Raw genomic sequence first — 22931 nt, 5'->3', positions numbered from 1 at the left:
ATATCCTTGGCAGTGTTGCATAGGTTTTGGGAACGGTGGGTTTGAGCAGCTCATGGAGGGCACCGATGAGTTCGACCGGTTGTGACGAGGCACTCGCGAGACTGCTGGACCAGGGACGCGTGCGTGCGACTGCGATCGATCCCCACCACGCGGCGCTCTGGGACGCGCTGGCCGCGGCCACCGAGGACGGCAAGCGGCTGCGCCCCCGGCTGGTCGTCGCGACGCACGACTCGCTCGGCGGGTGCCTGTCGCTGGCCGCCGCCGAGGTGGGTGCCGCCGTCGAGCTGCTCCACACCGCGTTCGTCATCCACGACGACGTGATCGACGACGACCACCTGCGCCGCGGACGGCCCAACGTCAGCGGCATGTTCCGCGAGCACGCGCACCGCGATGGCGCCGGCCCGGAGGCGACCGGCGTCTACGGCCTCACCGCCGCCATCCTGGCCGGCGACCTGGCCCTCGCGGCCTCGCTACGCGCGGTGGCGACGTGCGGTGCCCCGTCCGCCGTCGTGCACTGCCTCCTCGACCTCTTCGACGTGGCCCTGCACACGACCGCCTCGGGCGAGCTGGCAGACGTACGCCTCACGATGGCGCACCACGAGGTGTCCCTCGCCGAGAGCCTGGCGATGGAGGAGCAGAAGACCAGCGCCTACTCCTTCTCCCTCCCGCTGCAGGCCGGCGCCGTCCTGGCCGGTGCTGCGGAGCCCGTGGTCGCCCGGCTCGGCGCGGCCGGCCGCTCGATGGGTCTGGCCTTCCAGCTGCTCGACGACCTGATCGGCGTCTTCGGTGACCCGGCGCTCTCCGGCAAGAGCACGACCAGCGACCTGCGGGCGGGCAAGCAGACGCCCCTGCTCGTCCATGCGCGCACGACCGCGGAGTGGGAGCAGGTGCGCCGGCTCGTCGGGTGCGACCTCGACGACGACGACCTCGCCCGGGTGCGCGAGCTGCTCACCACCTCGGGGTCCCGCGCGTTCGTCGAGGACCTCGCTGCCCAGCACCTCGCAGCGGCACGCTCGATGGTCGAGGAGGCCGGGGTCCCGGTCGAGCTGCTCGAAGACCTCGAGGCCTCCACCTCGGTGCTCGTCGGCGGGCGCGAGGCGGCGGCATGAGCATGTTCGTCGGGCGCGGTGTCCCGCGCAGCCTCTACGACGTGGTGTCCGAGGAGAGCTCGGCCGTCGTCATCCGCCAGTACTCCAGCTCCTTCGGCCTGGCCTCGCGCCTGCTCGGCGAGCCGGTGCGCACCCAGGTCCGCAACGTCTACGCCTTGGTGCGCGTCGCCGACGAGATCGTCGACAACCCCGATCGCGCGCTCGGGCGCGACGCCCGCGCGACCATGCTCGACTGGCTCGAGGACGACGTACGCCACGCCCTCGCGATCGGCTGGAGCGGCAACCTGGTGGTGCACGCCTTCGCCCGCACGGCGCGGGCCGTCGGCATCGAGGACGACGTCGTGGCGCCCTTCTTCACCTCGATGCGCACCGACCTCGACACCACGGCGCACACCCAGGAGAGCTTCGACCGCTACGTCTACGGCTCGGCCGAGGTCGTCGGCCTGATGTGCCTGCGGGCCTTCCTCGCCGCGCCCGACGCCGTCGGTGACCGCACCCGCGCCTACGACGAGCTCGCCCCCGGAGCGCGGCGACTGGGCGCGGCCTTCCAGAAGCTGAACTTCGTCCGGGACCTCTCCGACGACCACGACGTCCTGCGCCGCGACTACTTCCCCGGCCTCGACGTCGAGCACTTCTGCGACCGCGACCGGGACCGGATCCTCGACGACATCGACGCCGACCTGTCCGCGGCGGCCGCCGTGGTGCCCGACCTGCCTCCGAGCAGCCGGCGCGCAGTGCGCGCCGCGCACGCGACCTTCGCCGAGCTCGCCGCGCGGCTGCGCGCGACGCCGGCCGCCGACATCCGCCGGCAGCGCGTGCGCGTGCCCGCCGCCGTCAAGCTCCGCCTCGCGCTGGGCTCTCTCCACGAAGGACGAGCATGAGAATGGCACTCCCCGACCGGCTCGGCCGGCGCACGAGCACGACCGCCGCTGTCACGGACGGCGCCGCGCAGCACGTCGTGGTGATCGGCGGCGGCATCGCCGGGCTGGCCACGGCCGCCCTGCTCGCCTCGCGCGGCCACAGCGTCGACCTCGTCGAGAAGAACGACGACCTCGGCGGCCGGGTCGGCAGCGTGGAGCGCGACGGGTTCCGCTTCGACACCGGGGCGTCGTGGTACCTGATGCCGGAGGTGTTCGAGCACTTCTTCTCGCTGCTCGGCACCACGGCGGAGGCCGAGCTCGACCTCACCGTCCTCGACCCCAGCTACCGGGTGTTCTTCGAGGGCCACGACGAGTCGATCGACGTCCGCCCCGACCGGGCCCACAACCGCGCCCTCTTCGAGTCCCTCGAGCCGGGTGCCGGCGAGCGCTTCGACGCCTACCTCCGCTCGGCGGAGGAGACCTACGACATGGCGCTGCGCCGCTTCCTCTACAGCAACTTCGACGCCGCCTCGTCGTTCCTGCACCCCGACGTGGTCCGCAGCACCCCGCGGCTGGGCCGGCTGCTGACCCGCTCGCTGGAGAGCCACGTCGCCGCGTCCTTCTCCGACAACCGGTTGCGGCAGGTCCTGGGCTACCCGGCGGTCTTCCTCGGCTCCTCCCCCAGCCGCGCGCCGAGCATGTACCACCTGATGAGCCGCCTCGACCTCGGCGACAGCGTGCTCTACCCGCAGGGCGGGTTCACCCGCCTCATCGAGGTCATCGCCGCCCTGGCCGAGCGCCACGGGGCACGGCTGCACACCGGGTGCGAGGCGACGGCGATCATGACGGACGGCAGCGGGCGCCGGGCGCGGGTGACGGGTGTCGAGCACCTCGACGCCGCGGGCGCCCGGGTCGTGCTGCGGGCCGACGTCGTCGTCGGTGCCGCCGACCTCCACCACCTCGAGACCGCCCTGCTTCCGACCGCGTTGCAGACGCACCCCGAGCGGGTGTGGCGCGGCCGCTCGCCCGGACCGGGTGCGGTGCTGGCCATGCTGGGCGTGGAGGGGGCGCTGCCCGAGCTGCCGCACCACTCGCTGTTCTTCACCAGCGACTGGCGGCAGAACTTCGGCGACATCTTCGGCAAGGACGCCCGTGTGCCGGAGCCCGCCTCGGTCTACGTCTGCAAGCCCTCCGAGACCGACCCGACGGTCGCGCCCGCGGGCCACGAGAACCTCTTCGTCCTCGTCCCGGTGCCGGCCGAGACCCGCATCGGCCGCGGGGGCGACGACGGCGCGGGCTCGGAGCAGGTCGAGCGCACGGCCGACGCCGCGATCGCGCAGGTCGCCCGGTGGTCGGGGGTCCCCGACCTCGCCGACCGGGTCGTCGTACGCCACACGGTCGGTCCCGAGGACTTCGAGGCGCGCTACCACTCCTGGCGGGGCGGCGCGCTCGGCCTGGAGCACACGCTGCGCCAGAGCGCCTTCCTCCGCCCGGGCAACACCTCGGCGAAGGTCGACGGGCTCCTCTACGCGGGCTCCACCACCGTGCCCGGCGTCGGCCTGCCGATGTGCCTCATCAGCGCCGAGCTGGTGCTCAAGCGACTGACCGGCGACCGGTCGGCGCAGCCGGTGGGCGGCCGATGAGCCTGGTCCACTGGTCCTACGTCGCCATGCTCGCCTTCTGCCTGGCCGGGACCCTGCCGCTGGTGCCTGCCTTCCGGCTGGACGTGCTGCGCCAGCCCCGACGGCTGCTGCTCACCGTGCTGCTGGCGGGGACGCCCTTCGTGCTCTGGGACCTCTACGCCACCGCAGCGGGGCACTGGTCCTTCGACGCCGACCAGACGCTGCCCTGGCGCGTCGGCGGCCTGCCGCTGGAGGAGCTGGGCTTCTTCGTGGTGATCCCGGTGGTGGCGGTGCTGACGCTCGAGGGCGTCCGGGCCGCCCGCCGGCGCCTCGCCACCGCTGCGCGCGAGGGGGTCAGGTGACCTACACGGCCCTCGCGGGGGTGGGCGTGCTCGCGGCCCTGGCCCTGGACCGGTGGGGGTTGCGCACCCGCGTGACCTCGACCCGGGACTGGTGGTCGGCCTACGCCATCATCGTGTTCTTCCAGCTGCTCACCAACGGCTGGCTCACCGGGCGCGGGATCGTGCGCTACTCCCCCGACGCCATCATCGGCAGCGACCGCATCACCCTCGTCGGCGACGGCCGCCTCGTCTACGCGCCGGTCGAGGACCTCGCCTTCGGGTTCGCCCTGGTGCTGACCAGCTGCGCCGTCTGGACGTGGCTCGGTCGGCGCCGACCCTCCCGGGAGGCCGCATGAGCATCGCGACCCGGCTGCAGGAGATGCAGCCCACCGACATCGGCGTGCCCGGGCCGACGTCGCTCGACATGGCCCGCGGGTTCCGCTCCATCCGCGCCGACCCGCTGTCCTTCCTCTCCGCGGTCTCCGAGCTGTACGGCGACCTCGTCTCCTTCCCGGTGCCGGGTGCCCCCGCGCTGCTCCTCAACGACCCCGAAGCCGTGCGCCACGTCCTGCAGACCTCGGCGCGCGGCTGGGGCAAGGACACCGTGCAGTACGCCGCCCTGGCGCGCGTGACGGGCCCGGGCCTGCTGGCGTCGGCCGAGCCGAGCTGGATCGACCACCGGCGCCTCGCCGCCCCCGCGTTCCACCACCAGCCCCTGGAAGCGGTCGGCGAGCAGGTGCGTGCCGCGGCACGGTCCGCGGTCGGCGTGCGCCTGCCCGTCGCGGTCGGCGCCGGCGGCGGCACGGGCGTGGTGGACGTGGCCGCGCTGACCCACACGATCGGCCTCGACGCGGTCGGGCGCGCGCTCTTCTCCGCCGACCTGTCCGGCCAGGCCCAGACCCTGCTCGACGCGACGAGCGACGCCGCCGAGCTGGTGGTCCGGCTCGGCCGCGCGATCCTGCCCCGGGCCCACTGGACCCCCACGCGGCTCAACGTACGGCTGCGCTCCGCGCGGCGCCGGCTGGACACGGCGTCGGCGGAGATCATCGCCCAGCGCCGGGCCCGCAACGGGCGGGCGAGCACGGCCCCGCACGGCGACGACCTGCTCGGCCTGCTGCTCGACAGCGGGCTCACCGACGCCGAGGTCCGTGACGAGCTCGTCACCATGATCGTCGCCGGCCACGAGACCGTCGCCGCCTCGCTGGCCTGGACGTTCATGCTGCTGGCCGAGCACCCCGAGGTCCAGGACCGCACCCGCGCCGAGCTCGCCGCCCACCCGGGGCCGGTGTCGCTGGTCGCGACGCGCGAGGCGCTCCCGTGGACGCGTGCGGTCATCGACGAGGCGCTGCGTCTCTTCCCACCCGCGTGGGCGCTCTCCCGCCGCTCGCTGCGCGACGACGTCGTCGCCGGCCACGACGTCCCCGCCGGCACCCTCGCCATCATCAGTCCGTGGCTCGTGCACCGCCGGCCCGACCCGTGGACCGCGCCGCTGGCCTTCCGCCCCGAGCGCTTCCTCGACCCGGGGGCGGGGCGCACGGCGTACCTCCCCTTCGGCCAGGGGCCGCGGCTGTGCATCGGGCGCGAGTTCGCACTCGGCGAGATGGTGATGGTGCTCGACGAGGTGCTCCGCGAGCACCGGCTCGACGTGCCCGAGGGCTGGAGCCGACCGGAGCCGCAGGCCAGGGTGGCGGTGCACCCGCGCGGCGGGATGCCGCTCCTCGTGACCCGCCTGGACCGGGCACGCGCATGAGCGACGTCGTCGTGGTGGTCCTCGTGCTCGCGGCGCTGGCGACGGCCCGCTGGCTGCTCGCCGACCTCCGTACGCCGCCGCGAGGGCTGGCCGCCCCGCCCTCGTCGACGCGGGTCTCGGTCGTCGTGCCGGCGCGCGACGAGGCACTCACCCTCCCCGACCTCCTCGCCTCGCTCGCCGCGCTCGACACGCCGGTGCGTGAGGTGGTGGTCGTCGACGACGACTCGCGTGACGCGACCGCGGAGGTGGCGCGGGCCGCGGGTGCCCGGGTCGTGCCGGCAGGACGGCCACCCGCCGGGTGGACCGGGAAGGCGTGGGCCTGCCACGTGGGCGCCGACGTCACCGACGGCGACCTGCTTCTCTTCCTCGACGCCGACACGGTGCTGGCGCCGGACGCCCTGTCCGGGCTGCTCGACCTGCACGCCGGCTCGGGCGGGCTGGTGTCGGTCCAGCCCTACCACCGGGTCGTCCGCCCGCACGAGCAGCTGTCGGCGTGGTTCAACGTCGTCGCGGTGATGGCGAGCGCGGCGTTCGTCGGTCCCCGGACGGCGGGACGCCCGCGGGTCCCGATGGCCTTCGGTCCCTGCCTGCTCACCTCCCGGGTCGACCTCGCGGTCGCCGGCGGGCACGCCGCGGTCCGCTCCGCGATCCTCGACGACGCCGCCCTGGCCGCGGCCTACGACCGCGCCGGCCTTCCGGTCGTGTGCGCGGCGGGAGGCACGTCGGTGCAGATGCGCAGCTATCCCGAGGGGCTGGGCCAGCTCGCGGCGGGCTGGACCAAGAACATCGCCTCCGGGGCCTCGACCGCCTGGCTCCCGGCCGCGCTCGGCACCGGGCTCTTCGTCTCCGTGCACCACGCGGTCGCCGTCGGCGCCATGCTGACGCTGCTCGACGCGACCGCGGGGGTCGGCGGCACCCTGGTCGGCGGGCACGCCGCCGTGTGGGTGGCGGCGTACGTCGCGCTCACCTGGCAGCTGCGCGCAGTGCTGCTCCGCCTGGGGTCCTTCCGGTGGTGGACCTGGGCCCTGACGCCGGTCTCCCTGCTCGCCTTCGACCTGGTCTTCGCGCGCTCCGCGGTGCTGAGCGGCGTACGCCGGTCCGTGACGTGGCGCGGACGCGACGTGGACCTGCGCCGGCACGACTCCACCCGCGAGGTGACGTGATGCTCCGCCACGTGATGCCGCAGACCGTCACGGTCGCCGTCGACGTGGTCGCCTGGGGCGTCTTCCACGCCGCCACCGGCTACGCCGCACACCGCCTCGGCGACGAGCGGCTGGGCCGGGACGGGCCTGTGCTGCGCCAGCGGGCCCTCGAGCGCGACGGCCGGTTCTACCGACGCCGGCTGCGCATCCACCGGTGGAAGGACCGGCTCCCCGAGGCCGGTGCCCTCTTCGCCGGCGGGGTGAGCAAGCGACAGCTGCCCTCGGCCGACGTCGCGGGGCTCGAGCTGTTCGTGCGCGAGACGCGCCGCGCCGAGCTCGGGCACTGGTGGGCGATGGCGTGCAGCCCCCTCTTCGTGTTCTGGAACCCGCCACTGCCTGCAGCGCTCCTGATGGGGTACGGGGTCCTCGTGAACCTGCCCTTCATCCTCATCCAGCGCTACAACCGCTTCCGCACGGAGGCGATCCTCGAGCGGCTGTCACGGCGCGGGAGCCGGTCGTGAGCACCGAGGCGCAGGCGCTCCGCGGACCGCAGGCCGACGCCGGCGCGTCCCGGACGGCCACCGGGTCGCGCCACGGCCCGATCGCCCAGCTCCTCATCTCGTGGTCGCCGCTGAGCGCGATCCTCCTCGCCTACGCCGTCGCCGGGTGGGTGAGCGCGCCGCTCGAGACGGGCGAGGCGGCCACGACCAACCGGGTCGGCGCGCCACTGCACGTCACGGGTCCCGCGGTCGCCGACGAGCGCCTGTTCGGCACCGTGCCCACCGTCTGGCTCCAGGAGCGGCTGCTCGCCGGTTCCCCGCAGTGGTACGACGCGGTCGCAGCGCTGGTCTACGTCACCCACTTCGTGACCATCCCGCTGCTGACGACGCTCCTCTGGTTCAGGCTGCGCGAGCGCTTCACCGCGTGGCTGGTGGCCGTGCTGTCGATGTCGTTCCTCGGGATCGCGGTCTACGTCGCCTACCCCGCCGCCCCGCCGTGGCTCGCCTCCGAGAGCGGCGACATCGGACCGGTCGCGCGCATCTCCCACGTGGGGTGGGACTACCTCCACCTCGACGCGGTGGGGCGCCTCACCCAGCTCGGGCAGGACGGCAGCAACCCGGTCGCGGCGATGCCGTCGCTGCACGCCGGAGCGGCGCTGCTCGTCGCCCTCTTCCTCTGGCCGTCGGTGTCGCGGTGGGCACGCGGGGCCCTGCTCGCCTACGCCGTGACGATGGCGGCGGTGCTCGTCTACACCGGCGAGCACTACGTCGTCGACATGCTGGCCGGCTGGTTCGTCGCCGCGCTCGCGCTGGGGCTGGCAGCGACGCCGTTGGCGCGGCGCGCAAGGGTGGGCACATGAGCGCCGCCACCGCACCCGTGCGCCGCGGCTCGCGGGCAGCCCTCGGCGTCCTGGGTGCCGCCCACGCCGGCCCCGCGGTGGCCGTCACCGTCCTCGCCGGTCTCCTCTGCGTGGCCCAGGGCCTCGATGCCTCCCGGGCCGCGCTGGTGGTCGCGGCCGTGCTCGCCGGGCAGCTGTCGATCGGCTGGAGCAACGACCTCGTCGACCTGCCCCGCGACCTCTCGGCCGGACGCACCGACAAGCCGATGGCGACCGGGGAGGTGTCGGTCCGCGGCGTCCGCGCCGCCTGCGCCGCCGCCGTGGTCGTGTGCGTGCTGCTGTCGATGGCGCTCGGCACCGCGGCGGGCCTGGTGCACCTCGCCTGCGTGGCGTCGGCCTGGGCCTACAACCTGGGGTTCAAGGCGACGGTGTGGTCCTGGGCGCCGTACGCCCTCTCGTTCGGCGGCCTCACCGCCGTCGTGTCCCTCGCCGACGGCGAGCTGCCGCCGTGGTGGTGGCCGGTGGCGGCCGCACTGCTCGGCGTGGGTGCCCACCTCCTCAACGTCCTCCCCGACCTCCACGACGACGCCGCCACCGGAGTACGCGGCCTCCCGCACCGCCTCGGGCGCGCCCGCATCGCCCCGGTGGCGGCCGTCGTCCTCGTGACCGCCTCGCTCGTCGCCCTCGTCGGCGCGGCGCCCCCGACCCCCGTGACCGTGGCGACGGCGGCACTCGTGCTCGCGCTGGCCGCCGTGGTGGTGACCGGCCCGCGCCGGGTCCCCTTCCTCGCCGCGGTCGCCATCGCGCTCGTCGACGCGACCCTGCTCGTGGTGGCCCGATGACGGCCCCGCCCGTGGAGCAGTGGGACCTCGTCGTGGTGGGCGCGGGCCCGGCGGGGTCGTCCGCGGCCCTCGGCGCGCTCACCGCCGACCCGACCCTGCGGGTGCTGCTGCTCGACCGCAGCGACTTCCCGCGCGACAAGTCCTGCGGCGACGGGATCGCCCCGCACGCCCTCGACCGGCTCGCCGAGGTCGGCGCCGCCGACGTGGTGGACGGGTGGGCGCCGCTGCGCGACCTGGAACTGTCCCGCGGCGACGTGCACGTCTCGGGGCCGATGCGCCGCGAGGCCTACGTCGTGCCCCGCCGCGTGCTCGACGCCCGCCTCGTCGAGAAGGCCGTGGCCGCCGGTGCGGTCCTGCGCCGCCACCGGGTCACGTCCGTCACCACCGAGCCCGGACGGGCGCTGGTGTCCGAGCGCTTCGCCGCACCCGTGGTGGTCGGAGCCGACGGCGCCCACTCGCTGGTGCGCACCGCCCTGCTCGGCCGACGACGCGACCAGCGCGCGCTCGCGATCCGCGGCTACGCGCCGACTCCCCCTCACCTGGTCGGGCGGCAGGTGATCCGCTACGGCGAGCGCACGCAGCCGTCGTACGCCTGGGCGTTCGACCGCGGCGACGGCCTCGCCAACGTCGGCTACGGCGAGCTGCTGCCGCAGGGCCGTGGCGACGGCAGCCCCCCGAGCCGGCGCCTGCTGCTCGAGCAGCTGGAGGAGCTGCTGCCCGGGACGGCGAGCACCGGCACCGACTGGCGCGGGCACCACCTGCCCCTCAGCTCGTGGCGCTGGGAGCAGCCCGACGGTCCTGTCCTGCTGGTCGGCGACGCGGCCGGCCTGGTCAACCCGATGACCGGTGAGGGCATCTACTACGCCGTGACCACCGGCATCGCCGCCGGACGCACCGCCGCGCGAGCGGTGGCCCTCGGCCGGGGCGACGACGCGGGCGAGCGGCACCGCACCGTGGTGCGCGCGATGCTGGGCACCCACCTGCGCCACACCTGGCTGGCCTCGCGGCTCGCGCAGTCCCCACGGATCGTCGACGCCGGCATCCGGGCTGCCGGCCGCGACCGCCACGCCTTCGACACGCTCGTCGAGCTCGGCCTCGGCGACGGCCGCATCGGCCCCCGTCTGGCGGGTGGCCTGCTCGGCGCCCTCGCTCGTCCGCACCGCCCGTCCGACCACACCCCCGTCCCGACCACATCGAGGTAGCTGACATGAGGATCCTCTCCGTCCGAGGTGCACTGCCGGCGCACTCCCATCCGCAGGCCGAGATCACCGAGGCCTTCGCCCAGGTGATCTCCCAGCGCAGCCTCGACCACGCGCTGCTGCGGCGCTTCCACCGCAACGCCGGCGTAGAGCGACGCCACACCGTGCTGCCGCTGGAGGACTACGCCCGGCTCGAGGACTTCGGCCACGCCAACGACCAGTTCATCGAGCACGCCGTCGAGCTGGGGTCGCGCGCCCTCGTCGATGCGCTCAAGGCCGCCGACCTGACGCCGTCCGACGTCGACCTCGTCGTGACCGCGACGGTGACGGGCCTGGCGGTCCCCTCGCTCGACGCCCGCATCGCCGCCCAGGTGGGGCTGCGCGAGGACGTGCGCCGGATGCCCCTGGTGGGGCTCGGCTGCGTGGCGGGCGCCGCCGGCATCGCCCGGGTGCACGACTACCTGCTCGGCCACCCCGGCCACACCGCCGTGCTCGTCGCCGTCGAGCTGTGCTCGCTCACCCTCCAGCGCGACGACGTCTCGGTGCCCAACCTCGTGGCCAGCGGGCTCTTCGGCGACGGCGCCGCCGCGGTCGTCGCCGTCGGGAGCCAGGGCCGCCCGGGCGGTCCCGTCGAGGTGCTCGACTCCCGCAGCCGCCTCTACCCCGACAGCGAGCGCACCATGGGCTTCGACGTCGCCGCCAGCGGCCTGCGGATCGTCCTGGACGCCGAGGTCCCGCACCTGGTGGAGCGCTACCTGCGCGAGGACGTCGACGCGTTCCTCGAGTCCCACGGGCTCACGCGCGCCGACATCGGGTGGTGGGTGTGCCACCCCGGCGGCCCGAAGGTCATCGAGGCGCTCGAGTCCGCGCTGGAGGTGCCCCGCGAGGCGGTGCGGCTCACCTGGGAGTCGCTGGCCAAGGTCGGCAACCTCTCCTCGGTCTCGGTGCTGCAGGTCCTGGAGGACACACTGCGCGAACGCCCACCGGCACCCGGCACCCACGGCGTGCTGCTGGCCATGGGTCCGGGCTTCTGCTCCGAGCTCGTGCTGCTGAGGGCGACGTCGTGACCACGCTGCTGGCCTTCACGGTCCTGGTCGCCCTCGTCGGCGTCGAGCGCGTGGCCGAGCTGGTGGTTTCGGTGCGCAACGCCGCGTGGAGCAAGGAGCGCGGCGGGGTCGAGAGCGGCCTGGGCCACTTCCCCTTCATGGTCGTGCTGCACACCGGCCTGCTGGTCGGCGCGCTCGTCGAGGCGTGGGTCCGGCGCCCCGACGTCCCGTCCGTCCTGGCGTGGTCGATGCTCGCCCTCGTCGTCGCCTCGCAGGCCCTGCGCTGGTGGTGCATCGGCACCCTCGGGCGTCGCTGGAACACCCGGGTCATCGTCGTTCCCGGCCTGCCGCCGGTGACGGGTGGCCCCTACCGGCTGGTGCGCCATCCCAACTACGTCGCGGTCGTGGTCGAGGGCATCGCCCTGCCGCTCGTGCACGCCGCCTGGATCACCGCCGTGGTCTTCACCGTCCTCAACGCCGGCCTGCTCGCGGTCCGGATCCGGGTCGAGGACCGCGCGCTGGCGACCCTGCCCCGGACCTCGGAGGCGGCCGGTGCATGACCTCGTCGTCGCCGGTGGCGGGCCCGTCGGCCTCGCCACGGCGTTGCACGCGCACCGGGCCGGGTTGTCGGTCCTGGTGCACGAGCCGCGCGGCGGACCGGTCGACAAGGCCTGCGGCGAGGGCCTCATGCCCGGCGCCGTGGCCGAGCTGGCGGAGCTGGGCGTGCACCCGCACGGTCGCGACCTGACCGGCATCCACTACCTCGACGACCGGGTGGGCAAGGACGTCCGCGCCGAGTTCGCGTCGGGCCCCGGTCGGGGCGTACGCCGCACCGTGCTCCATGCCGCGCTGTCCGAGCGGGTGGAAGCGGCCGGGATCGAGGTCGACCCCACGCCGGTCCGGACCGTCGACGACCGCGGCGACCACTTGGTTGTCGAGGGCCACCGGGCGCGCTACCTCGTCGCGGCCGACGGACTGCACTCCCCCGTGCGCCGGCTGGTGGGTCTCGAGGTCCCCCACTCAGGTCGGCGGCGCTTCGGGCTGCGCTGCCACGTCCGGCAGGCGCCCTGGTCGTCGTACGTCGAGGTGCACTGGTCGCGGCGGGCCGAGGCCTACGTGACTCCCGTCGACGACGACCTGGTCGGCGTGGCCGTGCTCGCCGACGCCGGATCCCGCTTCGAGGACCTGCTCGCCGACTTCCCGGTGCTCGAGCAGCGCCTCACCGGTCCGCGCACGCCCGTGATGGGCGCCGGACCTCTGCGCCAGCGCGCCAGCTCACGCGTGCGCGGCCGGGTCCTGCTGGTGGGCGATGCCGCGGGCTACGTCGACGCCCTGACCGGCGAAGGACTCGCGCTCGGACTGGGCCAGGCCCGGGCCGCCGTGGAGTGCCTGGCCACCGGACGGCCCCGGCGCTACGCGTCCGTCGCCCGCCGGCTCGGACTGCGCCACGAGGCGCTCACCCACCTGCTCCTGCGCGCCACCGGGCAGCCGACGGTGCGCCGCCACCTCGTCCCCGCTGCCGCCCGCGCCCCCTGGCTGTTCTCCACCGCCGTCAACCAGCTCGCCCGACCTGTCGGAAGGACCCCATGACCCACCTCACCGCCCCCGAGCAGGTGGTGCTCCTCGACGAGGAGGGCCACGCCGTCGGCACCGCTGACAAGCTCGGCGTCCACCACGCCGGCACCCCGCTGCACCTCGCCTTCTCGTGCTACCTCTTCGACGGTGCGGGCCACGTGCTCCTCACCCGTCGTGCCGACGACAAGCGCACCTTCCCCGGCGTGTGGACCAACAGCTGCTGCGGGCATCCCGCTCCCGGGGAGCCGCTCGCCGACGCCGTACGCCGGCGGGTGGAGCAGGAGCTGGGCACTCACCTGACGGACCTGCGCCTGGTCCTGCCGCGGTTCCGCTACCGCGCCGAGCAGGACGGGGTCGTGGAGAACGAGATGTGCCCGGTCTACGTCGCGCTCGCCCCGGGTCCGGTCGACCCCGACCCGACCGAGGTCGGCGAGACGGCGTGGGAGCGCTGGGACGACTTCCGCACCGCGGTGCTGTCGGGCGAGCGCACGGTCTCCGTGTGGTGCCGCGAGCAGGTGCAGCAGCTCCCCGAGGACCCGCTGACGGCCCCCGGCGCCCCCGAGGACGACCTCCCGCCGGCAGCGCGTCCACAACACGACTGAAACGCCCCTGGCCGTGCCCGCCGGTGTGCCACCCTGTAGTCGGTGCCTCGAGACGGCGGGCTGCCCGGATCCGACGTGGAGGTGGCCTCGGTGTCCCACAGCGGTACGACGAGCGCGGGCGGGCACGCGCGCGACGAGTCGGTCCCACGTGTCCCGCCGCCCCGCACGTCCGCCACGCTCGACGCGGAGAGCGACCGCATCGCGTGGCGGCTGGCGGTCGACGCCGCCGGCGTCGGCGCCTTCGTGTGGGACCTGGTCCAGGACCGGCTGAGGTGGGACGGCCGGCTGCTCGAGCTCTTCGGGCTCGACGAGGAGTCCTTCGGCGGCACCATCGAGTCCTTCAACCGGTGCGTGCATCCCGACGACCTGCCGCGCGTGACCGACGCCCTGGAGCGGGCGATCGCCACCTGCGGTGACTACGACGCGGAGTACCGCGTGGTCCTGCCCACCGGGGACCTCCGGTGGATCGAGGCGCGCGGCCGCGCCCTGCCGGACGACAGGACGGGCCGGGCCGTACGCCTCGTGGGCGCCGCCTACGACACGACCGACGTGCACGACGGCGAGGCCCGGGTCGGACGGGTCCTGGAGTCGATGTCGTCGGCCTTCTACCAGCTCGACCGCGAGTGGCGCTTCACCTACGTCAACTCCGAGGCCGAGCGGCTGCTGGGCCAGGGCCGCGCCCGGTTGCTGGGCGAGAACATCTGGGAGGCCTTCCCGGCGGCGGTGGGCAGCACGTTCGAGACCCACTACCGAGAGGCCGTCGCCACCGGCGGGCCGGTGTCGTTCGAGGCGCACTACCCCGCTCCGCTGGACGGGTGGTACGAGATCCGCGCCTGGCCCTCGCCCGAGGGCCTCGCCGTCTACTTCCACGACATCTCCGCGCGTCGGGCCGCGCAGGACGCGCTGGACCGGTCGGCGCACCGCCTCGCGCTGCTGGCGTCGGTCTCCGAGGACCTCGGCGACACCCTCGACCCCACCGAGGGCGTCAGCCGGCTTGCGACCCTGCTGGTCCCCGAGCTCGGCGACTGGTGCCTGGTGACGCTGGTGCAGGACCCCCAGGCCCCCGACTGGCGCCGGGGCCTGCGCGACGTCGCCTGGGCCCACACCGACGAGACGATGACCGGGACGTTGACCGAGTACGCCTCACTGCGCCTAGGCGCCCTGGCCGACGAGTCCTTCCTGGCCCGCGCCGTCCGCGAGATGGCGTCAGTCCTCCTCACCTCGGACGCCACTGACCAGGTGGCGTCGGTGCTCTCGCCCGGACCGGCCCGTGACCGGCTCCACGAGCTGGCGCCGTCGAGCGCGATGATCGTGCCGCTGCGTGCACGCGGTCGCACCGTCGCGGTGGTGAGCCTCTTCCGCGGCCGTGGCCGACGGGCCTTCTCGACCGCCGACCAGTCGCTGCTCGAGGACATCGGGTCGCGCGCGGCCCTCGCCCTCGACAACGCACGGCTCTACGCCTCCCAGCGCGAGGTCTCCGAGACCCTCCAACGCAGCATGCTCACCGACCCGCCCCGATCCGAGCACCTCGAGATCGTCACGCGCTACGCCCCGGCAGGAGACGTCGCGCGGATCGGCGGCGACTGGTACGACGCGTTCCTCCAGCAGAGTCGCGGCCCCGGCGGGCACGACGTGGTGGTCGTCGTCGGCGACGTGGTCGGGCACGACGTGGAGGCTGCAGCCGCCATGGGACAGCTGCGCGGCCTGCTCCGCGGGCTGGCCGTGCACAGCGGCTATGCACCCGCGGCGGTGCTGTCGGGGGTCGACACGGTCATGCGGTCCCTGCAGTTGGAGACCACCGCCACTGCGGTGGTCGCGCGCTTCGAGCGCCACCCCCGTGCCGGTGCCGACGCCGGCGAGGAGGTGGTGCTGCGCTGGGCGCACGCGGGGCACCCGCCCGCGCTGCTGCTCATGCCGAGCGGTGACGTCAGGCGTCTCGCCGACGTCGACGACAACGACCTGCTGCTCGGGCTCGACCCCGCGACGCGCCGCGCCGAGCAGGTCGCCTTCGTCGAGCCGGGCGCCACGCTCATCCTCTACACCGACGGCCTGGTCGAACGACGCGGGCGCGACGTCGACGATGGCATCGACGAGCTCATCCACCTCGTGCGCACCACCGCTCCCGAAGCCGTCGACGTCGAGGACCTGTGCGACCGGCTGCTCGACGGCATGATCGACGGCACGCCCGAGGACGACGTCGCGTTGCTGGCCGTACGGCTGCGGCAGCGGTGACCGGGGGCCTCGCCGCCGTCGGTCGCAAGGTCCCCGGTCGTGGGTCGGGACCGCACGCATCTGCGTGAGCACGGCGACCCGGACCCGTCGCGCGCCATCTGGTCCCCCGACTGTCCTGCGCGCACCACTCACGCTAGGCGCAGCGGTGCCGTCCGGTCAGGGTCCTTGGTCCCGAGATGCCGAGGACTCCTGTGCCGCGGAACCGGCCCCGCCCGTCTCCGCCTCGCCGACATCGGGCTCCTGTCCCTCCGTGGAGGGGTGCCACTGCCGCGTGCAGCAGCCGAGCTGGTCGTCGACGAGGAGGTGCACCGGTGGTCCAGACCGGGCGCTCCGGCTGTGTGACCCTCCGCCGTCCCTGCTCGTTGCCCCGTCACCACACCAGACGCCTGACCGCAGAGGAGACACCATGACCACGATCGCCCTGACGAGCAGGCTCGAGCCGAGGTCCCTGCGGCGCGTCAGCCAGGAACGCCGCCGACAGCTGGCCGTCGGGCCGATGGGCACGAGCAGCCCGGCGGAGTACGTGCCGCGCCACCGCGCCGACGTCGCGACCGGGCCGGCAGTCTGAGTCCGGGATCCATCGTGATCGACATCGGTCCGAACTCGGTCCAGTCCCTCGTGCCGGACCACCGGCTCCCGCGTTGTGAGCAGAGCTCGTGCCCCGTCCCTTCGCCTGCAAGCGGGGATGACCGGGGCACCACCGCGTGGCGAGGGTGCCCTCCCGCGGTCGAGAGCGCATCACACGCTCCGAGTGCGGGCGCGGACCATCGCCCTCCCGGTGATCGCTCGACCGGTCCGTCCGTCCGACGCGGCCACCAGCACCTTCCCGCGCAGCAAGCTGTGTCGCGATGGTGGGCGATCCTGGGTTGAGTCCGCTGCACGGCGACGATGTGGGCAGTGAGAAGAACAGCCCCTGGACCTGCTTCTACGCAGGACCAAGGGCTGTTGCTTGCTCGGGTGGGCGATACTGGGTTCGAACCAGTCCGCCCGCACTTCTGCGACATGTGCTCTGACCAGCATTCTAGGGCGCTGACCTGCAAGTTTACCCGTTTCCGCCTCAGTCGCTGGCGGACTCCTGTGCACACGAATACCCTTCTGGTGGACACGTAGTGGACACGAACTCGAGGGAACGCCTGTGGCGCAAAGTTCCGACCGACGTAAGTTCGGACAGATCACGAAGCTGCCCAGCGGACGCTATCGGGCTCGCTACGCAGACCCCGATAGCCGCGAGACGGCCGTCGGAGAACCGCTTCGTTACAACGCGCCTCACACCTTCGAGTCCAAGGACGATGCAGAGGCGTGGCTGGTGGATGAGCGACGCATGATCACCGCGGGGTCGTGGACTCCCCCGTTGGCGCGACGGGCAAGCAGGCTTGCCGCGCCGGTGACAGTCGGCGACTACGCACCGCGCTGGCTTGCGGGCCGGAAGGTGAAGGGGCGCCCGCTCGCCGAGCGCACTCGCGACCATTACCAGGACCTGCTCGATCGCTTCATCCTGCCGACCTTCGCCGACGTCGGGCTCAAGGATGTCACCCCTGAGGCGGTCGCCGAGTGGTATGACACTGCCGCCGACACCCCTACGTACCAGGCGCACGCCTACTCGCTCTTGCGCGCGATGATGCGCACCGCAGCCGACCCAACCAGGAACAGCGGCGCCGCGCTGATCCCATTCAACCCATGCGGCATCTCTGGCGGCGGCTCGTCCGGAACCAAGCGACGCATCCGCCCGGCCACCGCCCAAGAAGTAGCCGCCATCGTGGCGGCCATGCCGGAACGTCACAGGCTGATGGTGCTGCTCGCCGACGGCTGCGCGCTCCGCTTCGGTGAATTGGCTGAGCTTCGCCGCTCGGACATCGACATTCCCCAAGGAGTTATCCGGGTCCGCCGCGGCGTCGTCCGCTCTAGGTCCGCCGGTGTCATCGCCAAGGCTCCCAAGAGCGAGGCTGGCATCCGCGACGTCCCGATCCCGCCAGACATCATCGAGGCGGTGCGGGAACACACGAGGCATCACGCCGCGCCTGGCCCTCAGGGGTTGATCTTTCCCGGGCGCAACACTGAGCACCTGTCCCCCAGCGCCTTCTACGGCAAGGTCTCCAAGAAGCGTCGTGGCAAACTATCGACGAGGGGATGGGGCTGGTACGAAGCTCGTCGCGTCGCTGGCCGCGAGGACCTCCGCTTCCATGACCTCAGGCATGGAGCCCTGACCGAAGCCGCCCGGCACGGCGCCACTCTCGCCGAACTCATGGCACTCGGCGGACACTCGACCAACCAAGCGGCCATGCGCTATCAGCAGGCCGCGTCCAGTCGGCTTGCCGAGTTGGCGCGCAAACGTGCGGAATCGCGCGGCTGGACCGCCAGCGAAGCGGCAGCAGACGAAATTTGAATCCGAATCCTCTACTAGGCGAAAGATCGCGAGTTCGACTCTCGATGGGCACGCAAGCAAGCGCAGATGTGATGCGAAGTCTGGCCTGACCTGACCAGCAGACTTACCCGGTACTCCCTCGGCTTCGAGCGAAGCGCCTCTCAGCTACCGACTGCGCGCCTCGCAGCCCTCAAGTAATGCCAGATGCTGCACATCCCCTTCCCATGTTGTCCCGGGCCAACATTCAATAGGGAGAGTGCAGGCGTGGTCGGCGCGACCGGGCCTGATCCGACGACGACCAGTTGGCGCGGGCCAACCTGTCACCTGATCATGCAGCACACCCCATTGATCGCGTACTCCGATGGCGCTGGACCAACCCTGCCGCGATCCCCACATACGGATCTGGCTGATGCAAGTCTTCGTCGGTGATCAGTCCGTCGCGGCGCGCGGCCAGAGCCAGCGCCCTCAAACGAGCACTACCCCGATCGATCACCCAGATCGCGAGAGTCTGAAGCAGTTCCTCGTCTTCGATGACCCAGCCCTCATCGATCAGCCCGAGGCCGGCCAACTGCCACGGTCGCCCACGGCCCGAGTACCAAGCGAGCACCCTCGCTACGTCAATCATGTCGCGGACTGGGTGGGCAGAGGCGCTGCCCTGCCCTCGCCCCAGCCAGCAACGGTCGTTCCGAGGAAGTAAGCCCCGCGCACGCCATCTCTCGAGCTGAGCCGGCGAGATCGCGACACCCTCAGCGGCCAGATCGTCAATGAGCGTCTGATCCCAGACGCCGACGCGAGATCGGGGCACAGTGCCAGTTTAGAACCCCGCGTCACGTGAACACGGACCTACCCGCGCCGCATCGAACCTAGTAGCGACACAATCACTCAACAACAGGAGGCATCCAGGCCCATCTTCTTGTACATGCTGGCCGGCGCTCTCGTCGTTGGAGGCACCGCGGTGTTCAGCGAGGCCAACCAAGCGGGAGCGCGACGCGACGACATCCGACTCAAGCGCCACGAACACGACATGCTTGATGCCGAACTAGGTCTTGACGAGCTCCGCAAGCAGGCGCGAGCCCGCGGCCTGGATCCGGACGTGGCCTCCCGGGGCACGCTCGAACCCAGTAGTAACCGCACCGGCGTCGACGACGTCCTGAAGTTTATACGCCGTTGAGGTCATGCCCACGCCGCCTTGAGGGGCGTCCGACACGACTTTTCGTCGCCGGGTGTCTTACGTTTCCAGCGCGGAGACTGCTGCGCTGCTCGGCATACAGCACAGTCGCGAAGATGGTGGAGGTGTGAGGTAGCGAACCAAACTAATGGTGACGCCGCGCCCGGCCGTGCCGATCCCAGGTCAAGCGAAGAGAAGGACGAGATGCCCCGCGACACACGCCGGCTTACCATGACCCTCAATCTCGACTGTGTGCTCGACGACGAGCTGCTTGCCCGTCGGGAGATCCCGGATTTCGCCGAATCGCACGTGCGAGCGTAGGCGACTATCGACCGGGACCGGTGCCGGAAACCTCACCCTTTCGAGTCCGTAGTTCAGTCGGGCACCCGGCGTCTCGAGCGCGAACACCTGCGACGCGAAGTGGGAGAGCAGGCTCAGGGTGAGAAAGCCGTGCGCGATCGTCTTCCCGAAGGGCCCCGCAGCGGCCGCGTCCGCATCGACGTGGATCCACTGGTAGTCCAGCGTGGCGTCGGCGAAGGCGTCAATGCGGGCCTGATCGACGACGAACCATTCGCTGGTGCCGATGTCGGTAGCAGCAGCCGCGGCGACGTCGTCCAGCGTGGTGAAGATGCGCATGCCACTACGATAGTCGGAACCTCGGGTGGCGCTGGCAGGTCTCCAAGCCGCGGACGCCCAACCATACGGGATCCACCTTCGCCCGGTGCGGGGAAGGAACTCAGAAGTGGTGTCTCACCTCAGCCTGACGCACCGGGATCCGCCACCGGGCCCGACCCAACCTGTCACCTGATCGTGCGGCAGACCCTCCCCCCGGCGCTATCAATCTGTCCTTCCCCGACAGTGGTCTAGGGCCGGGCACCGGCGGGCGTAGTCCGGTTCTTCATCAGTCGTGCCGTTCATCCCCAAGGGCGGCTGCGGGTTCTGCGGGACGCCCAGAGAATTGGCCCGCGCCCCGGCCGGCGCCGGGGGGGCCAGCGAAGGCTTGCGCTATGGATATCCACTCCGCCGCGACCGCGCCCTCGGTTGATACGTCAGTGTCACCAGGGTGACGCCTCTGCGTGACGACGAGACAGAAATCGAGCGCCGACCCGGTGACGCGGTTTTTCGCTCCCCGTTCACCCCATACCCACAACTCTCCGGAAGGTCCGGTGATCTCCACCCGGACCGGGGCCGCAGGGATCGGTCGCCCGTGCGCCCGAAAGCTGTTCGGCAGCGCCCGAACTCCGATGTCCGCGATATGTCTGAGCCTATCGGTCGCGACCGTCTCCGCCCCTAGCGCGTCGCGCACGTCCTGCCCATGTGCCCACGTCTCCATCAGCCGAGCAGTGACGAAGGAGAGCACGCTCATGGGCGGCCCGAACCAAGGAACCCGAGTGTGCCGATCGACTGCACGCAGCGAGTGCACCATCTGCACCCGCGCCTGAACGAATCCGCCGAGCAGCTCAGGTACACCGGTCGTCCGCCCGGGGATGTTCGCACGGTCCACGAAAGCGATCGGGTCCGGCTGTGACTGCGCGAGCAACTGGGTGAACGCGGCCCGGTCGGTGAGTGCGAGATAGGCAGCGTTGTCTGAGAACGTCAGGTGGCTCACCTGATCTCGAACCGTCCACCCTTCCGCGGGCGTCGCCTTCTCCCAGGCGACGACCGGCAGAGCCAGCAGCATGCTCATCAGGCAGCCCGTTTCGGCGGCGACATCACGTAGCACCAGGTCGAGCTGCATGCCTTTGTCGTCGATACCACCGGTGCTCGGACGGCCCGTGCTCATCGGCCCTGCCATTGCGGTGGGCGTTTCTCGCGGAACGCCCGTGGACCTTCCTGTGCATCAGCGCTCAGATAGACAGGCTCCCAGATCCGGTCCGCCTCATCGAGTGCGTCATGCCAACCACGATCTGCTGATGCGTACACCATCGCCTTCGATGCTGCGACGGAGAGCGGGGCATTGGCGGCGATCCGCTCAGCCAGCTCCTGAGCCGCCTCGCGTAGCTGTGCGGCAGGGACCACTTCGTTGACCAGCCCGACCTCCCGCGCCCTCACAGCGTCGATGGGATCGCCCGTCATGAGAAGCTGCATGGCCACGCGGGGTGGGATCAACCACGGCAAGGGAGCCGCCCACGGCGACCCGCGGCCGACTTTCGCCTCCGTCACGGCGAAGCGGGCGTTCTCGGCGGCGACTACCAGGTCGCACATCTGGGCCAGGAGGAATCCACCTGCGTAGGCCACACCATTGACGGCCGCGATGGTGGGTTTGTCGACGGCAACGGTGCGGCCGAAGTATGGAATGAAGTCCGGCGGAGGCAGTCCCAGCCTCTGCTCGGCCATCTCCTTGAGGTCCCCCCCGGCGCAGAAGGCCGCGTCACCTGCTCCGGTGAGGACCATGACCTTCGCTTCAACGTCGGAGTTGAAACGGTCGACGGCCTCGAACAAGCCGGCGCGGATCGCGGAGTTGATGGCGTTTCGTGCGTCTGGGCGGTTCAGCGTCACCCAGGCGGCTCCGTTGACGACTTCGTAGGTGACAGCGTCATCGTGCGGGTTGGTCATCGTGAACCCCTAGTAGGAACTGGGCAGGCCGAGACTGTGCCTGGCGACGTAGTTGAGAATCATTTCTCGGCTGATCGGCGCGGTCCGCATGAGTCTCATCGAGCCCCACAAGGTGGCCAACCCGTACTCCGTCGACAATCCGTTCCCGCCGTGGGTCTGGATGGCCTGGTCCAACGCTGCCATGCCCGCTTCGGCAGCTGCGAACTTCGCCATGTTGGCGGCCTCTCCGGCCAGGGGGTCTCCCTCGTCGTGCAGCCAGGCGGCCCGCTGTGTCATCAGTCGAGCAAGATCGGCGTTGATCTTCGCAAGCGCCAAGGGGTGCGCGACGCCCTGGTGGGTGCCGATCGGAACGCCCCACACCTGGCGCTCTCGGGCGTACTCCGCCGCCTTGGCCAGGGCATATCGAGCGATGCCGTTTCCCATAGCTGCCCCCATGATCCGCTCGGGGTTCAGGCCGTGGAAGACCTGGCGTAGACCATCGCCCTCCTCTCCGATCAGGCTCTCAGCAGGAAGGCGGACATCGTCGAAGAAGAGGGTGAACTGCTTGTCCGGTGCCGTCATCTCCACCGGAATGAGCGTCTTGGTGAGGCCGGCGGCATCGGTGGGTACCACCAGGAGGCTCAGCTTCCCGCGGCCCCTGTCGTCCGTGCCCGTTCGGGCGACGACCAGGATCGCGTCAGCCTCGTCCACACCGGAGATGTAGTACTTGGTGCCGGACAGCACGTAATCGGTACCGTCGCGACGGGCGACTGTCGAGATGTTGTGCGAGTTCGAGCCTGCGTCCGGTTCGGTGATGGCGAACGACATGATGGACTCGCCGCTGGCGAGACGTCGGAGCCATCGCTCTTTCTGATCCTCCGTGCCGAAAGCCTGGATCACCGAGCCGCAGATCGCAGGGGACACCACCATCATGAGGAGTGGGCAGCCGGCAGCCGTCAGCTCCTCGGCCACGATCTGCAGCTCGTAAACGCCGGCGCCCCCGCCGCCGTACTCCTCCGCCAGATTCACCCCCAAGAAGCCCTGCTGTCCCGCAGCCTTCCAGAGCTCCGTACTCTTGGCTCCGGACTTCGAGGTTTCGACGAAGTACTCGTGACCGAACGACCGGCCAAGCTTCGCCACGGCCTGTCGGAGAGCGGTGTGCTCATCGGTTTCACGCAAGTCCATCTGGTGCTCCTTGTTGACATCG

24 protein-coding genes are annotated in these 22931 nt (G+C 71.9%); 18 read left to right on the top strand and 6 right to left on the bottom strand.

Going from position 1 to position 22931, the window contains the following annotated elements:
* Positions 1-119 precede the first annotated feature (119 nt).
* The 18 genes from K4G59_RS18010 (at position 120) to K4G59_RS20600 (ending at position 18042) form a co-directional block, all read left to right on the top strand.
* Positions 120-1109 (top strand): polyprenyl synthetase family protein, encoded by a 990-nt coding sequence (locus K4G59_RS18010; RefSeq protein WP_231252440.1) that lies wholly within the window; start codon positions 120-122, stop codon positions 1107-1109.
* Entirely contained in the window at positions 1106-1990 is an 885-nt protein-coding gene (locus K4G59_RS18005) for a phytoene/squalene synthase family protein (protein WP_231252439.1), read from the top strand. The genes K4G59_RS18010 and K4G59_RS18005 overlap by 4 nt, the downstream gene beginning before the upstream one ends.
* A 2-nt stretch (positions 1991-1992) precedes the next feature.
* Positions 1993-3612 carry a phytoene desaturase family protein gene (gene crtI / locus K4G59_RS18000; protein WP_231252438.1) on the top strand — a complete coding sequence of 540 codons (1620 nt, stop codon included), beginning with the start codon at positions 1993-1995 and terminating at the stop codon, positions 3610-3612.
* Entirely contained in the window at positions 3609-3953 is a 345-nt protein-coding gene (locus K4G59_RS17995; protein WP_231252437.1) for a lycopene cyclase domain-containing protein, read from the top strand. Before crtI ends, K4G59_RS17995 begins: the two co-directional genes overlap by 4 nt.
* Entirely contained in the window at positions 3950-4288 is a 339-nt protein-coding gene (locus tag K4G59_RS17990; RefSeq protein ID WP_231252436.1) for a lycopene cyclase domain-containing protein, read from the top strand. The genes K4G59_RS17995 and K4G59_RS17990 overlap by 4 nt, the downstream gene beginning before the upstream one ends.
* Positions 4285-5682 carry a cytochrome P450 gene (locus tag K4G59_RS17985; RefSeq protein WP_231252435.1) on the top strand — a complete coding sequence of 466 codons (1398 nt, stop codon included), beginning with the start codon at positions 4285-4287 and terminating at the stop codon, positions 5680-5682. Before K4G59_RS17990 ends, K4G59_RS17985 begins: the two co-directional genes overlap by 4 nt.
* Entirely contained in the window at positions 5679-6845 is a 1167-nt protein-coding gene (locus K4G59_RS17980; protein WP_231252434.1) for a glycosyltransferase family 2 protein, read from the top strand. Before K4G59_RS17985 ends, K4G59_RS17980 begins: the two co-directional genes overlap by 4 nt.
* Complete coding sequence (locus K4G59_RS17975; protein WP_231252433.1) at positions 6845-7345, top strand: glycosyl-4,4'-diaponeurosporenoate acyltransferase CrtO family protein; 501 nt, start codon at positions 6845-6847, stop codon at positions 7343-7345. Before K4G59_RS17980 ends, K4G59_RS17975 begins: the two co-directional genes overlap by 1 nt.
* A complete protein-coding gene (locus K4G59_RS17970; RefSeq protein ID WP_231252432.1) occupies positions 7342-8184 on the top strand; it encodes a phosphatase PAP2 family protein in 843 nt (280 codons plus the stop codon). The genes K4G59_RS17975 and K4G59_RS17970 overlap by 4 nt, the downstream gene beginning before the upstream one ends.
* Positions 8181-9005: a UbiA family prenyltransferase gene (locus K4G59_RS17965; protein ID WP_231252431.1), complete on the top strand. Its 825-nt coding sequence runs from the start codon at positions 8181-8183 to the stop codon at positions 9003-9005. Before K4G59_RS17970 ends, K4G59_RS17965 begins: the two co-directional genes overlap by 4 nt.
* Complete coding sequence (locus K4G59_RS17960) at positions 9002-10207, top strand: NAD(P)/FAD-dependent oxidoreductase (RefSeq protein WP_231252430.1); 1206 nt, start codon at positions 9002-9004, stop codon at positions 10205-10207. Before K4G59_RS17965 ends, K4G59_RS17960 begins: the two co-directional genes overlap by 4 nt.
* 5 nt (positions 10208-10212) lie before the next feature.
* Positions 10213-11271, top strand: a complete 1059-nt coding sequence (locus K4G59_RS17955; RefSeq protein ID WP_231252429.1) for a type III polyketide synthase — start codon at positions 10213-10215, stop codon at positions 11269-11271.
* Positions 11268-11810 (top strand): isoprenylcysteine carboxyl methyltransferase family protein, encoded by a 543-nt coding sequence (locus K4G59_RS17950; RefSeq protein ID WP_231252428.1) that lies wholly within the window; start codon positions 11268-11270, stop codon positions 11808-11810. The genes K4G59_RS17955 and K4G59_RS17950 overlap by 4 nt, the downstream gene beginning before the upstream one ends.
* Complete coding sequence (locus tag K4G59_RS17945; protein ID WP_231252427.1) at positions 11803-12840, top strand: NAD(P)/FAD-dependent oxidoreductase; 1038 nt, start codon at positions 11803-11805, stop codon at positions 12838-12840. Before K4G59_RS17950 ends, K4G59_RS17945 begins: the two co-directional genes overlap by 8 nt.
* Positions 12837-13427 carry an isopentenyl-diphosphate Delta-isomerase gene (idi, locus tag K4G59_RS17940; protein WP_231252426.1) on the top strand — a complete coding sequence of 197 codons (591 nt, stop codon included), beginning with the start codon at positions 12837-12839 and terminating at the stop codon, positions 13425-13427. The genes K4G59_RS17945 and idi overlap by 4 nt, the downstream gene beginning before the upstream one ends.
* A gap of 42 nt (positions 13428-13469) precedes the next feature.
* Positions 13470-15659, top strand: a complete 2190-nt coding sequence (locus tag K4G59_RS17935; protein WP_231252425.1) for a SpoIIE family protein phosphatase — start codon at positions 13470-13472, stop codon at positions 15657-15659.
* 406 nt (positions 15660-16065) lie between these two features.
* Positions 16066-16227, top strand: a complete 162-nt coding sequence (locus K4G59_RS17930) for a hypothetical protein (protein ID WP_231252424.1) — start codon at positions 16066-16068, stop codon at positions 16225-16227.
* 567 nt (positions 16228-16794) lie between these two features.
* Positions 16795-18042, top strand: a complete 1248-nt coding sequence (locus tag K4G59_RS20600) for a tyrosine-type recombinase/integrase (protein ID WP_231252423.1) — start codon at positions 16795-16797, stop codon at positions 18040-18042.
* 307 nt (positions 18043-18349) lie between these two features.
* Here the strand turns inward: K4G59_RS20600 and K4G59_RS17920 are convergent, their stop codons facing one another.
* From K4G59_RS17920 to K4G59_RS17895, 6 genes are all read right to left on the bottom strand, one after another.
* On the bottom strand, positions 18350-18646 hold the full coding sequence (locus K4G59_RS17920) for a hypothetical protein (protein WP_231252422.1): 297 nt from the start codon (positions 18644-18646) through the stop codon (positions 18350-18352).
* Positions 18647-19060: 414 nt separating this feature from the next.
* Positions 19061-19198, bottom strand: a complete 138-nt coding sequence (locus K4G59_RS17915) for a hypothetical protein (RefSeq protein ID WP_231252421.1) — start codon at positions 19196-19198, stop codon at positions 19061-19063.
* A 174-nt stretch (positions 19199-19372) separates the two neighbouring features.
* Complete coding sequence (locus tag K4G59_RS17910) at positions 19373-19825, bottom strand: MaoC family dehydratase (RefSeq protein WP_091193139.1); 453 nt, start codon at positions 19823-19825, stop codon at positions 19373-19375.
* Between the two features lie 265 nt (positions 19826-20090).
* Entirely contained in the window at positions 20091-20927 is an 837-nt protein-coding gene (locus tag K4G59_RS17905; RefSeq protein ID WP_231252420.1) for a TIGR03084 family metal-binding protein, read from the bottom strand.
* A 41-nt stretch (positions 20928-20968) separates the two neighbouring features.
* A complete protein-coding gene (locus K4G59_RS17900) occupies positions 20969-21745 on the bottom strand; it encodes an enoyl-CoA hydratase/isomerase family protein (RefSeq protein ID WP_231252419.1) in 777 nt (258 codons plus the stop codon).
* Between the two features lie 9 nt (positions 21746-21754).
* Positions 21755-22909, bottom strand: a complete 1155-nt coding sequence (locus tag K4G59_RS17895) for an acyl-CoA dehydrogenase family protein (RefSeq protein ID WP_231252418.1) — start codon at positions 22907-22909, stop codon at positions 21755-21757.
* Between the last annotated feature and the right edge of the window lie 22 nt (positions 22910-22931).

It is taken from the genome of Nocardioides furvisabuli, assembly GCF_021083185.1.
Classification (GTDB): domain Bacteria; phylum Actinomycetota; class Actinomycetes; order Propionibacteriales; family Nocardioidaceae; genus Nocardioides; species Nocardioides furvisabuli.
This window is presented reverse-complemented; position numbering and strand designations above follow the sequence as displayed.